Below are 13,458 nucleotides of genomic sequence, written 5' to 3' on the forward strand. Positions count from 1 at the left end.
TGGCTCAGCATGTCGGGCAAGGCTTGCCTGTAGGCTCACCGAGAAGTAATTAGATACTCTTATAGCTAGCCAACCGAACTAAAGGGAGTGGTGCCGAGTGATTCGTGAGCCTCTGGCGAGCCCCCGTGGCCAGGGTTCGGACTTCGAGCTTGCAGCGAAGCAGCTGCTCGAGGTGCGACGGCGCATCGAGGAGTTCCTCGACGGGCGCGTCCAGGCGGCCAGTGTCATCGATGAAGGCCTCGCGACCCTCTGGCGCATTACGGCTCGGAGTGCGGAGGGCGGCAAGCTCTTTCGGCCGGCCCTGGTCGTACAGAGCTACCTCGCCTACACGGGCGCGGAAGAGGTGCCGGATGCGGTGATCGAGCTGGCGACGGCGACCGAGCTCCTCCATCTTGCGTTCCTGACGCACGACGACGTCATCGACAACGACACGATGCGCCGTGGTGTGCGGAACCTGCTTGGGAGCGTCGAGGAGATCGTCGGCGGTTCGGAGTTCGATGACGAACGCGGGAACCGTCTCGGCCAGGCCGCCGCGATCCTGGTCGGTGACCTCCTGCTCTCGGAAGCCCACCTGCGCGTCGCGCGCATCGACCTGCCGCATGCGGTGCGCCTCCGTGTGCTCGACGCCATCGAGCGTGCGCTCTCCGTGTCTGTGGCCGGAGAGTTCAGCGATGTCAGCCTGTCGGTCCGGGCAGACCATCCCGCGCTCGCCGAGGTGCTGTCCATGAGCTCGAACAAGACGTCGGCGTACACCGTTCTGCTTCCGCTGGAACTCGGCCTGATAGCGGCGGGTGGAGAAGACCTCGTGGACGCGCGGCTCATCGCACAGTTCTCCGATGCGGCTGGCCTGGCGTTCCAGCTCCAGGATGATCTCTTCGGCGTCTTCGGAGATCAGCACAAGCTCGGGAAGGCGCCGTACTCGGATATTCGCGAGGGCAAGTTCACGGCACTGATCGCGCTCGCGTGCGGGACACCCGTATGGAACGAGCTCGAGTCGCTGCTCGGCGACCCGCAGCTCAGCGAGGTCGACGGAGCGAAGGCGCGCGACCTCATTGACGCGTCCGGTTCACGTGCGGCTGTCGAGCAGGAGCTCGCGGCGCAGTTCGCGAGGGCGAGCGCCGCGGCCCGTGCCGTTGGCGCCTCGGGCCGCGAGGGCGATAGGAATCTTGCGGAGATGATGGAGCGGCTGCTCATGCTGCTGGAGCGGCGCACCTCATGATCTCTCCGCTCGAGCAGTACACGCGCACGGCGGAGAAGTCTGCGGCAGAGGTCATCTTCGCGTACTCGAGTTCCTTCGGGGCGGCCACGCGGCTGCTCGGCCGCCGCACGGTGAAGCCCGTGCGCAGCATCTACGCGCTCGTCCGGGTCGCCGACGAGATCGTCGACGGTGTGGGAGCGCTCGCCGGCCTCTCGCTCGAACAGCAGCACGCTGCGCTGGACGGGTTGGAGGCGCAGACGCTGGAGGCGATCGAATCCGGATTCAGCACCAACCTGGTGGTGCACGCGTTCGCGGTGACGGCGCGACGCTGTGGGTTCGGGGCCGAACTGGTCGTCCCCTTCTTCGCGTCGATGCGCATGGACCTGGAGCCGAAGTCCCTCGACGTGGAGGAGCAGCGGCGGTACGTCTACGGCTCCGCCGAGGTCGTCGGCCTGATGTGCGTCCGCGTCTTCCTGACGGGCGTCTCTCGCACGGACGAGGAACGCGAGCGGATAGACGCGGCTGCGTGCGCGCTCGGCGCGGCTTTCCAGAACGTGAACTTCCTGCGCGACGTGGGTGATGACGCCGATCGGCTCGGCCGGGACTACCTCCCGGTGGAGGGGCTCGAGTCGGCGCCGCTCGACGAGCGTCGCAAGCTCATCTGGCTCGACCGCATCCGCGCAGATATCGAGACGGCGGATGCGGGCATCCCGCTGCTTCCGCGAGACTGCAGGAGGGGTGTCGCGCTCGCGAGCGCGCTCTTCTCCGCCCTGGCCGACCGCATCGCGGCGACGCCAGCGGAGCAGTTGCGCACGACGCGAGTCAGGGTTCCCGGCGCCGAGAAGGCGCGTATCGCAGCACGAGTCCTTCTGGAGACACGATCATGAGCACTCGAGCAGTTGTCGTCGGCGCTGGAATGGCGGGGCTCGCCACGGCGGTCCTCCTCGCGCGGGACGGTTTCGCCGTGACCGTGCTCGAGAAGAACGACAGGGTGGGAGGCCGAGCCGGTCTTCTCGAAGTCGATGGGTTCCGCTTCGACACCGGCCCGAGCTGGTACCTCATGCCGAGCGTCTTCGACCACTACTTCGCACTGGCGGGCACGAGCACCGAGGAGCAGCTCGACCTCAGGATGCTCGACCCCGGCTACCGCGTCTTCCCGGAGCCGACCGCCGACGGCGCACGCAGCGAGCCCATCTCCATCCCGTACGGCCAGGACGCCGTGCGTGAGCTGGTCGCCGAGCTCGAGCCTGACGCGCTCTCCGCGTTCGATGACTACCTCGAGACCGCCAGACGCGCCATGGACATGGCCGAGGACGTCTTCCTCTACAACACGTTCGCGAACCCGCTGTCCCTTGTCGGCGAGCGAGTCCGCCGCGAGCTGCCGGATCTCCTCACCTGGCTGACCACGCCCCTCGAGAAGTTCGTCGAGGAGTCCTTCACGCATCCGCTGCTTCGCCAGATCCTCGCGTATCAGGCTGTGTTCCTCGGAACCGATCCGCGCCGCGCGCCGGCGATCTACCACCTCATGAGCCGCATGGATCTCGTCGAGGGCGTGCAGTACCCGATGGGTGGCTTCACGGCCGTGGTGGATGCGCTGCACGGCCTCGCGGTCGAGGCCGGAGTCGAGTTCAGGCTCGAGGCCGAGGTCACGGGCATCGCCGTCTCGCACGGGTGGAGCCGTGGTGTGCACTGGCGGGACGCGGCGGGCAAGCGGCACTTCGAGGACGTCGAGGTGGTCGTCTCGGCGGCTGACCTGCACCACACGGAGACGCAGCTGCTGCCGGAGCGGTACCGCAGCTACCCGGAGCGGGTGTGGCAGAAGACCGACTCCGGTCCGGGCGCCGTGCTCGTGATGCTCGGTGTCGAAGGCGAGCTGCCGACGCTCCCGCACCACTCGCTGCTCCTCACGAAGGAGTGGGGCGAGAACTTCGACGCCATCTTCGGGACGGGCGTTGCGCTGCCGGACCCGGTCTCCGTCTACGTGTGCAAGCCGAGTGCAACGGATCCCGAGGTCGCGCCAGACGGGCACGAGAACCTGTTCATGCTCATCCCGGTGAAGGGGGATCCCGCCATCGGCGGGGGAGGAGCGGACGGCCGGGGAGACGCGGAGGTCGAGCGCATCGCCGACCTCGCGATCGCCCAGCTCGCCGAGTGGACCGGGGCTCCCGATCTGGCCAGCCGCATCGTCGTTCGGAGCACGCTCGGGCCCGCGGACTTCGTGAACGACTACAACTCGTGGCGCGGCGGCATCCTCGGCCCGTCGCACGAGCTCGCCCAGTCGGCCATGCTCCGAGCGGGCAATGCCTCCCCGAAGGTCAAGGGGCTGTACTACGCGGGTGCGACGGTCAACCCCGGTGTCGGTGTGCCGATGTGCCTGATCAGCGCGGAGCTCGTCCTCAAGCATGTGCGGGGCGACCGCAGCGCCGGGCCGCTGGGGGTCGAGAACCGGTGACGGTCGCCACCGTCCACCTCTGGGGAACCGGTAGCGCGAGCACCGGCCTCGGGTTGACTGCGAAGACGACGCTGCAGCTGCTCGGGCGACGCAGGCCGGAGGGGCTGCGCTTCTCCCGCATCCTCGGCACGGCGAAGGGGACGAGCTTCTCGTCGCGAGACGCCGACCTCGGGCACTGGGCGCTGGTCGCCTCCTGGGAGTCGCAGCAGGCGGCTGATGCCTTCGACCGTGGGCCACTGGTCGCCGCCTGGGATGCGAGCGCTCGGGAGCGGGTCAGGGTTCGCATGCGCGCCATCCGCTCCGTCGGGCTGTGGGGCGGCCGCGAGCCGTTCGGCCCGGCGGTTGCCGAAGCGGCCGAGGGGCAGCGGGTCGCCGTGATCACTCGCGCCCGGATCCGTCCCTCGGCGGTGCACCGCTTCTCTGGGACCGTGCCGCCCATCGCCGCCGAGCTGATGCAAGCGAGGTCGCGTGGTCTGCGGCTCGGATTCGGGATGGGGGAGCTCCCGGCCGGCCTGCTGGGCACCTTCACGCTGTGGGAGTCGGCGCCAGCGCTTCGGGAGTTCATCGCCGGTGCGCCGTCGCACCGCGCGGCGATGCTCGACAGCAGGGCTGGCGAGTGGTTCGCGGAGGAGCTCTTCGCCAGATTCGCAGTGGATGCGGTCGAAGGGTGGGCGGGCGAGACGGGATGAGCTCCGCGCGGCGAGACCCACCACGGGCCACGGGACCAGACGACGAAGATCCAGAGCCACGACCGAGAGGAACGGACTCAAGATGAACGCCATCACACGACGACTCATGTGGGTGACCCTTGCCGCCGGCATGTTCGTGCAGAGTCTCTTCGCCTTCACGGGTGGGGGAACGATACCGCTGACGATCGCGAGCGTCGCGCTCCTGGCTGCCACCGGCGTGCTGCACGCCTGGGCGACGAGGGGGCCGAAGTTCGCGTCCGTGCTGCTCGCAGCGGCCGCGATCGGCTTCTTCGCCGAGGTCGTCGGCGTCGCGACGAGCTTCCCGTTCGGGCAGTACATCTATACCCCGTCGCTGGGCTTCTCGCTCTTCGAGGTGCCCCTGATCGTGCCCCTCGCGTGGGTGACGATCGCCTACCCGGCGGTCATCATCGCGCGGCGCCTCGTCGGCACGGCCCCCGGGGTCCTGCGCCGCATCGCGCGCGTCGCGGTCGCCGCGTGGGCGCTGACCGCCTGGGACGTGTTCCTCGACCCGCAGATGGTCGACTCGGGGCACTGGGGCTGGAAGCACCCTGATCCCGGCATCCCCGGCGTCGACGGCATCCCGCTCACGAACTTCCTCGGCTGGTACCTCGTCTCCCTCATCATCTGCGGGCTCATCGATGCCGTGGCCGCGAGGTCGAAGCGGATCGAGGGCGCACCGGGCGACGCGGTTCCGTTCACGGTCTACCTGTGGACCTATGCGACGTGCGTCGTCGGCAACCTGACCTTCTTCGAGCGTCCGAGCGTCGCTCTCGTCGGCGGCATCATCATGGGCGCTATCGCGGTGCCGCTTGTCGTCGTGCTGCTGCGCGACTGGCGTGCGCGCAGGTCGGCAGATGACCTCGTGACAACCGGCGGTCGCAGCGGGGACGCTCCGCGATGAGCCGTGTCGTCGTGATCGGCGCGGGCGTCGGCGGGCTCGCCTCGGCGGCGCGCCTCGCGTCGCTCGGTCACGACGTGACGGTTCTCGAGCAGTCCGACGTCATCGGCGGGAAGCTCGGCACGATCGAGCACGATGGCTTCCTCTTCGACACTGGGCCATCGCTCGTGACGATGCCGTATGTCTTCGCCGAGCTGTTCGGTCAGACGGGTGCGCCGCTCGAGTCGGTGCTCGAGCTCCGGCGCCTCGAGGTCGCGTGCAGGTATCGATTCGCGGACGGCACCGAGCTCGACATGCCCGGTCGCGTCGAGGAGATCCCCGGTGCGCTGGATGCGGCACTCGGTTCAGGAACTGGGCGGCAGTGGTCGAGGTTCCTCGAGCGCTCCGGAAAGGTGTGGGACATCGCCCGTGGCCCGTTCCTCGAGTCGCCCATCACCGCGGCCGGTATCGCGAGGCTCGCCGCGAACCCGCTGTCGCTCGCGAAGGTCGCCCCGTGGCGGAGCCTCCGCGGCTTCGGCGAGCAGGACCTCGCCGACCCGCGCCTGCGCGCGCTGCTCGACCGCTATGCGACCTACACCGGCTCGGACCCGAGGCGGGCGCCGTCGGCCCTTGCGACCGTCCCGTTTGCAGAGCAGGCGTACGGGTCCTGGTACGTGCCTGGTGGTCTCTGGCGCCTGGGCGCAGCCATCGCCGACCGGGCCCGCGAGTGCGGTGCGCGAATCCGGACGGGGGTGGATGTGACCCGCATCCTGCAGGAGGGTGCGCGGGTATCGGGCGTCGAGACGGCGGACGGCGAGCGCATCGCCGCCGACGTCGTGGTCGCGAACGCAGACGCGGAGACGGTCTACGGGAAGCTGCTCAGCAGCGAGGGCGCCCGGCGCGCGGCGAGGAGCCACGCGAAGCTCGACCCGTCGCTGTCCGGGTTCGTCCTGCTGCTTGCGCTCGACGGGCTGGACGAGGCCGCCTTCGAACACGGCGAAGCCACGCACCACCGGGTGCTCTTCGCCGAGGACTACGACGCTGAGTTCGACGCGATCTTCGGCGTCGGAGGGCAGGCGCAGTCGGGGCCGAAGCCGGTCGAGCGGCCCACGATCTACATCGCCGCACCCGAGGATCCGGAGATCGTTCCCGGTCCAGGCAGCGGTGCCTGGTTCGTGCTCGTCAACGCGCCTCGCCACGACCCTGAGCACGGCGTCGACTGGAATGAGCCCGGCCTCGCCGAGCAGTATGCGGAGTCGCTGCTCGAGCTGATGGCCGAACGTGGCGTGGACGTGCGCGACCACGTGCGGTGGATGCGCATCCGCACGCCCGCCGACCTCGAGCGGGAGACGCGCTCACCAGGGGGCTCGATCTATGGCACGGCGTCGAACGGGGCGAAGGCGTCGTTCCTGCGTCCTGCGAACCGGCAGCCGGTCGAGGGACTCTACCTGGTCGGGGGGTCATCGCACCCCGGGGGCGGCCTGCCGCTCGTGACCCTCTCCGCGGCCATCGTGGCGGAGATGATCGGCCCGGCTGAGGGGCGAGGCTCGACCGCTCCCTGAGCCGCCTGCCCACCGCGACGCGCGGCGATCCGGCAGGCGGCTGCGAACGACTAGCCGTAGACGGGACCCGTGAGGTCCTCGCCCGGCCCCTTGCCGACGGCGTCTGGGTGGTCCGACGCTTCGCGGAACGCGAGCTGCAGCGAGCGAAGACCGTCGCGGAGCGGTCGCGCGTGGTGGTCGCCGAGGTACGGGAGGCTCGCGGTGAGGAGGCCGGCAAGTGCTGAGATGAGCTTGCGGGCCTCGTCGAGGTCGAGCTCGTCCTCACCGCTGTCCTCATCGAGTCCGCAGGCGACCGCCGCGGCGCTCATGAGGTGGACTGCAGTGGTCGTGATGAGCTCCACCGCGGGCACTTCGCCGATGTCGCGGCGCAGGTCGCCGTACTCGGGATCGGTGGCGGAGGGGTTTTCGAGTGAGGCGTCGGTCACGCTGGTCCTTTGTGCGAAGTTCTGGTAATGTAGCGATCGGTTTCTGCTGTGCAGAGACCGCGAAAGAGGATTCGTCCCACCCGCGCAAACCGCTCTACGTAGGTTACCGGGTTGCTCCACTCCCTTCCTCAGTTCGGCCTCACGGCTGCGCGGGAAGAGGTCACAGAGCCTGCAGGACGTGCACGAGTTGCGCGATCTGCAGACTCCATGACGTCGGGTGGAAACACGCTGCGAGCGCAGTGCTGTTGGTGTGACGCCTCCTTTCCACATTCAGTGAAGTCAGGAGCCTTCCATCAGCGAACCACGTACCAATGACCGCATCCGTGCCAGTGAAGTCCGCCTTGTCGGCCCGGGCGGTGAGCAGGTCGGAGTAGTCAAGCTCGAGATGGCCCTGCGCCTCGCGCAGGAGTCTGAGCTCGACCTCGTCGAGGTCGCCCCTAACTCGAAGCCACCCGTCGCCAAGATCATGGATTACGGGAAGTTCAAGTACGAGGCCGCCCAGAAGGCCAAAGAAGCCCGCCGCAACCAGGCCAACACGGTCCTGAAAGAGGTCCGCTTCCGCCTGAAGATCGACGCCCACGACTACGAGACCAAGCGCAAGCGCGCTATCGGCTTCCTCGAAGACGGCGACAAGGTCAAGGCCATGATCCAGTTCCGCGGTCGCGAGCAGTCGCGCCCGGAGATGGGCGTGCGTCTTCTCCAGCGCTTCGCTGAAGAGGTCTCGGAGTACGGCACCGTCGAGTCCAACCCCATGATCGATGGCCGCAACATGGTCATGATCATCGGCCCGTTCCGGAACAAGTCCGACGTGAAGGCCGATGCCTCCGCAAAGCGGAACGCAGCTCGCGAGGCGTCGCGGGCGGCCAAGCACGGGCAGCCGTCACCAGACGAAGCTGCACAACCAGCTGTAAATGAAGCTGCGACAGAGTCTGCAGCAGAGTCTGCACCAACAGAGGAGAAGTAATGCCGAAGCAGAAGACCCACTCGGGCGCCAAGAAGCGCTTCAAGGTCACCGGAAGCGGCAAGATCATGAAGCAGCAGGCTGGCCTCCGCCACAACCTCGAGGTCAAGTCCCCCGGTCGCAAGGCTCGCCTGAACCAGGACCAGCTCCTGTCCCCGGCAGACGCCAAGGTCGCCAAGAAGCTGCTCGGCCACTAAGCCGCCCCGCACACGAACTTACTGAGGAGAATCAACACACATGGCACGTGTAAAGCGGGCGGTTAACGCCCAGAAGAAGCGTCGCGTCATCCTTGAGCGCGCATCCGGCTACCGCGGACAGCGTTCGCGCCTGTACCGGAAGGCCAAGGAGCAGGTCATCCACTCGATGGTCTACTCGTACCGCGACCGTCGCGCGAAGAAGGGCGAGTTCCGTCGCCTCTGGATCCAGCGCATCAACGCCGGGTCCCGCGCGAACGGCCTCACGTACAACCGCTTCATCCAGGGCCTCGGCCTTGCCGGCATCGAGGTCGACCGCCGCATCCTCGCTGAGCTCGCCGTGAACGAGCCCGCGACGTTCGCGGGTCTCGTCGAGGCCGCCAAGCAGGCCCTCCCGGCCGACACGTCGGCCCCGCGCGCAGCAGCGTAGCGAACTCCGCGGCCCGACTCGATATGCAGTCAGCGGCCGTCTGAACATGCGGCCGAGAGTCCAGCTCTCGGCCGCATTTTCTTTTGCCTCGAGCTCCGCAGCCGCCCGCATCGGGACGGTGCCGCCCCGCATGAGATCGGCCCCTGAACCACCACTCCAGCCAAGCAGCGCCCCGTGCGCAGGAAGAAGTCGACACCATGATCGAGAGTCCGCGGAACGCGCGAGTCAAGGAAGTCAGGAAGCTCTCGCAGAAGTCCGAGCGCCAGGAGACTGGTCTGTTCGTCATCGAGGGCCCGCAGGCCGTCCGTGAGGCGCTCGTCTCGCGCCCCGAGCTCATCGAGGAGCTGTTCGTCACGCCCACGGCGCTCGAGCGTCACTCCGAGCTGCGCGGCCTCGCCGAGGAGGCGCAGCTCGAGGTCGACTTCGCGAGCGAGGAGGCCATCGACGCGATGGCGGACACCCGCACGCCCCAGGGCGTGATCGCGGTCTGCCGTCAGTTCCCCGCCTCCATCCGGGATGCGCTGCGCGGCTCCCCGAAGCTCGTCGCCATCCTCGAGGAGGTGCGCGACCCTGGCAACCTGGGCACGATCATCCGGGCAGCTGATGCTGCGGGTGCTGACGCCGTGATCCTCACGGGTCGCACGGTCGACCTCTACAACTCGAAGGTCGTCCGCTCGAGCACCGGCTCGATCTTCCACCTTCCGATCGCTGTCGAGGTGACGCTCGACGTCGCGACCTCGCGCGCTCGTGACGCGGGACTGCGCGTCGTGGCCGCCGACATCGACGGTTCGGACCTGCTCTCCGCGCGCGAGTCGGGCGAGCTGGCTCAGCCGACCGCGTGGCTCTTCGGCAACGAGGCCCGTGGCCTCGATGCGGAGCAGCTGGCCTACGCTGACGCGACGATGAGCGTGCCGATCTACGGTCAGGCGGAGTCGATGAACCTCGCGACCGCCGCGTCCGTGTGCCTGTACGAGAGCGCCTTCGCGCAGCGCGCGTAGCGCCCGCGAGCCGCAGCAACGAAACGCTCCCCGCTGGCAGGACCGAGAGACTCGGTACCTGCCAGCGGGGAGCGTTTTGTCGCTGGTGCGTCTAGACGCGATCGCCGTCGTCGCGCTTGCGGAGATCGCTCTGCCGCTGCGCTTCGGCGAGATCGTGCTTGGCCTTCTGCCGCTCGTCCTCTTCGAGTTCGAGGACGTCCGACTGCTGGACCAGGATGAGCTCCGTGTCGGTCACGTTGCCCGCGTTGGTGAGCGGCTCCGGCGCCGCCCCCGCGATGACCTTCGGGTTCTGCGAGATGCGCTTCTGCACGATGGTCGCGAGCCACGAGAGCAGCACGCAGGTCGCGATGTAGATGGCGCCGATCACGATCGTCACCGGGATGTACGGGCGGCCGTAGTCTGCCTGGCCGCCGATGAGCTTCGCCATGTAGAGGAGCTCGTTGTAGGTGATGATCGAGCCGAGGGCCGTGTCCTTGAGCGTCACGACCAGCTGCGCGATGATGACGGGCAGCATCGCGCGGATGGCCTGCGGGAGCAGGATGATCTGCATGACGCCGCTCTTGCGGAGGCCGATGGCGTAGCCGGCCTCGGCCTGTCCGCTCGGCAGCGACTGGACGCCGCTTCGGATGACCTCGGAGAGGACTGAGCCGTTGTACGCGATGAGCGCGATGACGACGGCCCAGAACGGCTCCATCTTGATGCCGATGGCGGGCAGGCCGTAGTACATGAGCATCATGAGGATGAGGACGGGGATAGCGCGGAGCCCCTCGACGACCACCGTGAACGGGATGCGGACCCACGCGTGGTCCGATAGGCGGCCGATGGCGAGGACGAATCCGAGCGCCAGCGCGCCGACGGCGGCGACCAGGAAGGCGCTGAGCGTGGCCCAGAGCGCCTGCGCGATCTGCGTCCAGATGGCCGCGTAGCCGAAGATCTGCCACTTGTTGGCGCTCAGGTTGCCCGTTGCGCCGAGGCGGTAGATCAGGAACGCCACGAGGCCGACGATGACGACGACCGTGATGATCCCGAGGAGCTTGTTGCGAGCGAGCGCGCGGGGTCCCGGGACGTCGTAGAGAACTGAGGTCTGGCTCATCGGGCAACCTTCCAGTGGCGTTCGAGCGCGTTCTGCACCCACGAGAGCAGGAGCACGAGGACGATGAAGACGATGGCGACCCAGATGAGCACCTCCATCGCGTTCTCACCCCGCTCGCTCATGTTGGCGCGGATGATGCCGAGGTTGACGGCCGAGAACCCAGCAGCGACGGTGGTGTTCTTCAGCAGTGCGATGAGGACGCTCATCATGGGCGGGACGACGGCGCGTGCTGCCTGTGGGAGCACGATGAGGGTCATGACCTGCCCGAAGGGAAGGCCGATGGCTCGCGCGGCCTCTGCCTGGCCGACAGGCACGGTGTTGATGCCGCTTCGAAGCACCTCGGCGACGTACGTGGCGGTGTAGACGCCCAGCGCGAGGATGCCGAGGAGCAGGTAGTCGGTGCGGCCCATCGGGATGAGGACGGGCACGGCGAAGACGAAGATGAAGAACACCAGCGTGAGTGGCGTGTTGCGCACGATGTTGACGTAGGCGGCGCCGACGGCCCGAGCGATCGGGACCGGCGAGACCCGCATGGCACCCACGATGAAGCCGAGGACGAGCGCGAGGAGCGCGCCCCCGAAGAAGAGGATGAGCGTCCCGATGAGGGCCTCACTCCACAGGTCGAGGTGGTTCGTGAAGATATCGAACACGCTCGCCTTCCTTTCTGAGACAGGGCGCGAGGCGCCCTAGGTGCGAACGAGCGGCGGCGAGAGTGAGTCTCGCCGCCGCTCGCCTGTGGGATTAGTAGCGGTCGACCGCTGGCTGCGAGACCGTGGTTCCGGAGGAGCCGAGGTTGTAGTCGAAGATCGACTGCCACACGTCGCCGCCCTCTTCGAGGGTCGTGTTGAAGTGGTCGCGGAGCGCGTCGTCGCCCTTGGCGAGGCCGATGCCGTAGAGCTCTTCGCTGAAGGGCTCGCCGACGACCTTGAGCTGCTCAGGGTCCTGAGCCGCGTAGCCGATGAGGATGGCCTCGTCGGTCGTCACTGCATCGACCTGGCCGTTGAGGAGCGCCTCGACGCACTGCGAGTACGTGTCGAACTCGGTGGTCGTGACCTCTGGGTAGTTGTCGCGGATGTTCTGGATCGGCGTCGAGCCGGTCGCGGAGCAGACGTTGACGCCGGCGACGAGGTCGTCGACACCCGTGATCTCGGAGTCGGCGCCGACGAGGAGGCCCTGTCCGGTCTCGAAGTACGGACCGGCGAAGTCGATCTGGTCCTTTCGCTTGTCGGTGATGGAGTAGGTGCCGACGTAGTAGTCGATGTCGCCGTTGGAGATCGCCTGCTCGCGGTTGGCGGAGGCGATCGGCTTGAACTCGATGTTCTCCTCGGAGACGCCGAGCGATGCGGCCATCCAGCGTGCGACGTCGACGTCGAAGCCGGTGCGCTCACCGGTCACTGCGTCGAGGTAGCCGAGGTTCGGCTGGTCTTCCTTGACGCCGACGACGACCTTGTCGCCGCGCGCCTTGATGGCGTCGAACGTGGGCGAGCCTTCGATCGCGACGTCCGTCGCGACCTCGAAGACGGGTGCTTCACCGGTCGTGGTGCCTTCGTCGCCGCCTGCAGCGGGCGGGGCGCCTTCGGCGCATCCGGTCAGTACGAGTGAGGCCAGGATGCCTGCGCCGAGAATGGCGCTGAGCTTGGTCTTTCGCATTTCTTCTCCTTCTGTTGGAAGTCTGTCTGGTCCTGGAGGACGGTCGGGGCGCGGTCCGCGCCTGCCGTCAGTGGGTGATGAGCTTGGAGAGGAAGTCCTTGGCGCGGTCGGTCTTCGGGTGCGTGAAGAAGTCCTCAGGCGCCTGGTCTTCGAGGATCTGGCCGTCGGCCATGAAGACGACCCGGTCGGCCGCCTTGCGGGCGAAGCCCATCTCGTGGGTCACGACAATCATCGTCATGCCCTCCTTCGCGAGATCGACCATGACGTCCAGGACCTCGTTGATCATCTCGGGGTCGAGGGCGCTCGTGGGCTCGTCGAAGAGCATGACCTTCGGCTTCATGGCCAGTGCGCGGGCGATCGCGACACGCTGCTGCTGACCACCGGAGAGCTGGGCAGGGAACTTCGCCGCCTGGTGGCCGATGCCGACGCGGTCGAGAAGCGCCTTTGCCTCTTTCTCGGCGTCGGCCCTCGAGAGCTTGCGGACCTTGATGGGGCCGAGAGCCACGTTCTCGAGGATGGTCTTGTGCGCGAAGAGGTTGAAGGACTGGAAGACCATGCCGACGTCGGCGCGGAGCGCGGCGAGTGCCTTCCCTTCCTTGGGCAACACCTTCCCGTCGATCCGGATTTCCCCCGAGGTGATCGTCTCGAGTCGATTGATCGTGCGGCACAGGGTCGACTTGCCGGAACCGGAGGGCCCGATGACGACGACGACCTGACCGCGCTCGACGTTGAGATTGATGTCCTTCAGGGCGTGGAATTCACCGTAGTGCTTCTCGACGTGATCAACGACGACGAGGGGCTCGCTCTGATTTTGCATGGAGCGATTCCACCACAGCGTCAGACTGCGCGGTTGCCTATTTCTCGCTTTCGCAACGAGATGGTTACCTGATTGGTGCACGTCGGCCACA

At 67.6% G+C, this 13,458-nt stretch carries 15 protein-coding genes; 10 read left to right on the forward strand and 5 right to left on the reverse strand.

The window, feature by feature from the left end:
* The first annotated feature begins 97 nt into the window (after positions 1–97).
* The 6 genes from C5B97_RS07800 (at position 98) to C5B97_RS07825 (ending at position 6,799) form a co-directional block, all read left to right on the forward strand.
* Complete coding sequence (locus tag C5B97_RS07800; RefSeq protein ID WP_104311523.1) at positions 98–1,219, forward strand: polyprenyl synthetase family protein; 1,122 nt, start codon at positions 98–100, stop codon at positions 1,217–1,219.
* On the forward strand, positions 1,216–2,085 hold the full coding sequence (locus C5B97_RS07805) for a phytoene/squalene synthase family protein (RefSeq protein WP_104311524.1): 870 nt from the start codon (positions 1,216–1,218) through the stop codon (positions 2,083–2,085). Before C5B97_RS07800 ends, C5B97_RS07805 begins: the two co-directional genes overlap by 4 nt.
* Positions 2,082–3,650 (forward strand): phytoene desaturase family protein, encoded by a 1,569-nt coding sequence (crtI, locus tag C5B97_RS07810; RefSeq protein WP_104311525.1) that lies wholly within the window; start codon positions 2,082–2,084, stop codon positions 3,648–3,650. Before C5B97_RS07805 ends, crtI begins: the two co-directional genes overlap by 4 nt.
* Positions 3,647–4,339, forward strand: a complete 693-nt coding sequence (locus tag C5B97_RS07815; RefSeq protein ID WP_104311526.1) for a monooxygenase — start codon at positions 3,647–3,649, stop codon at positions 4,337–4,339. Before crtI ends, C5B97_RS07815 begins: the two co-directional genes overlap by 4 nt.
* 82 nt (positions 4,340–4,421) lie before the next feature.
* Complete coding sequence (locus C5B97_RS07820) at positions 4,422–5,261, forward strand: carotenoid biosynthesis protein (protein ID WP_219819778.1); 840 nt, start codon at positions 4,422–4,424, stop codon at positions 5,259–5,261.
* Positions 5,258–6,799 (forward strand): NAD(P)/FAD-dependent oxidoreductase, encoded by a 1,542-nt coding sequence (locus tag C5B97_RS07825; protein WP_104311527.1) that lies wholly within the window; start codon positions 5,258–5,260, stop codon positions 6,797–6,799. The genes C5B97_RS07820 and C5B97_RS07825 overlap by 4 nt, the downstream gene beginning before the upstream one ends.
* 50 nt (positions 6,800–6,849) lie before the next feature.
* Here C5B97_RS07825 and C5B97_RS07830 read toward each other — a convergent pair whose 3' ends face one another.
* Positions 6,850–7,224, reverse strand: coding sequence for a DUF1844 domain-containing protein (locus C5B97_RS07830; RefSeq protein ID WP_104311528.1), 375 nt, complete (start codon positions 7,222–7,224; stop codon positions 6,850–6,852).
* Positions 7,225–7,516: 292 nt separating this feature from the next.
* Here C5B97_RS07830 and infC point away from each other — a divergent pair, with 292 nt between their 5' ends.
* The 4 genes from infC (at position 7,517) to C5B97_RS07850 (ending at position 9,807) form a co-directional block, all read left to right on the forward strand.
* On the forward strand, positions 7,517–8,188 hold the full coding sequence (gene infC / locus C5B97_RS07835) for a translation initiation factor IF-3 (protein WP_104253000.1): 672 nt from the start codon (positions 7,517–7,519) through the stop codon (positions 8,186–8,188).
* Positions 8,188–8,382, forward strand: coding sequence for a 50S ribosomal protein L35 (gene rpmI / locus C5B97_RS07840; RefSeq protein ID WP_068481113.1), 195 nt, complete (start codon positions 8,188–8,190; stop codon positions 8,380–8,382). Before infC ends, rpmI begins: the two co-directional genes overlap by 1 nt.
* A 40-nt stretch (positions 8,383–8,422) precedes the next feature.
* Entirely contained in the window at positions 8,423–8,809 is a 387-nt protein-coding gene (rplT, locus tag C5B97_RS07845) for a 50S ribosomal protein L20 (RefSeq protein ID WP_104252999.1), read from the forward strand.
* 197 nt (positions 8,810–9,006) lie between these two features.
* Positions 9,007–9,807 carry an RNA methyltransferase gene (locus tag C5B97_RS07850; protein WP_104311529.1) on the forward strand — a complete coding sequence of 267 codons (801 nt, stop codon included), beginning with the start codon at positions 9,007–9,009 and terminating at the stop codon, positions 9,805–9,807.
* A 91-nt stretch (positions 9,808–9,898) separates the two neighbouring features.
* Here the strand turns inward: C5B97_RS07850 and C5B97_RS07855 are convergent, their stop codons facing one another.
* The 4 genes from C5B97_RS07855 to C5B97_RS07870 all read right to left on the reverse strand — a co-directional run bounded on the left by C5B97_RS07855 (position 9,899) and on the right by C5B97_RS07870 (position 13,367).
* Entirely contained in the window at positions 9,899–10,900 is a 1,002-nt protein-coding gene (locus C5B97_RS07855) for an amino acid ABC transporter permease (RefSeq protein WP_104252997.1), read from the reverse strand.
* On the reverse strand, positions 10,897–11,550 hold the full coding sequence (locus C5B97_RS07860) for an amino acid ABC transporter permease (RefSeq protein ID WP_104311530.1): 654 nt from the start codon (positions 11,548–11,550) through the stop codon (positions 10,897–10,899). The genes C5B97_RS07855 and C5B97_RS07860 overlap by 4 nt, the downstream gene beginning before the upstream one ends.
* A 91-nt stretch (positions 11,551–11,641) precedes the next feature.
* Positions 11,642–12,550, reverse strand: coding sequence for a glutamate ABC transporter substrate-binding protein (locus tag C5B97_RS07865; RefSeq protein WP_104311531.1), 909 nt, complete (start codon positions 12,548–12,550; stop codon positions 11,642–11,644).
* A gap of 67 nt (positions 12,551–12,617) precedes the next feature.
* Positions 12,618–13,367 (reverse strand): amino acid ABC transporter ATP-binding protein, encoded by a 750-nt coding sequence (locus C5B97_RS07870; protein WP_104252994.1) that lies wholly within the window; start codon positions 13,365–13,367, stop codon positions 12,618–12,620.
* Positions 13,368–13,458 lie beyond the last annotated feature (91 nt).

This window comes from Pseudoclavibacter sp. RFBB5 (assembly GCF_002931555.1).
Taxonomy (GTDB): Bacteria; Actinomycetota; Actinomycetes; order Actinomycetales; family Microbacteriaceae; genus Pseudoclavibacter.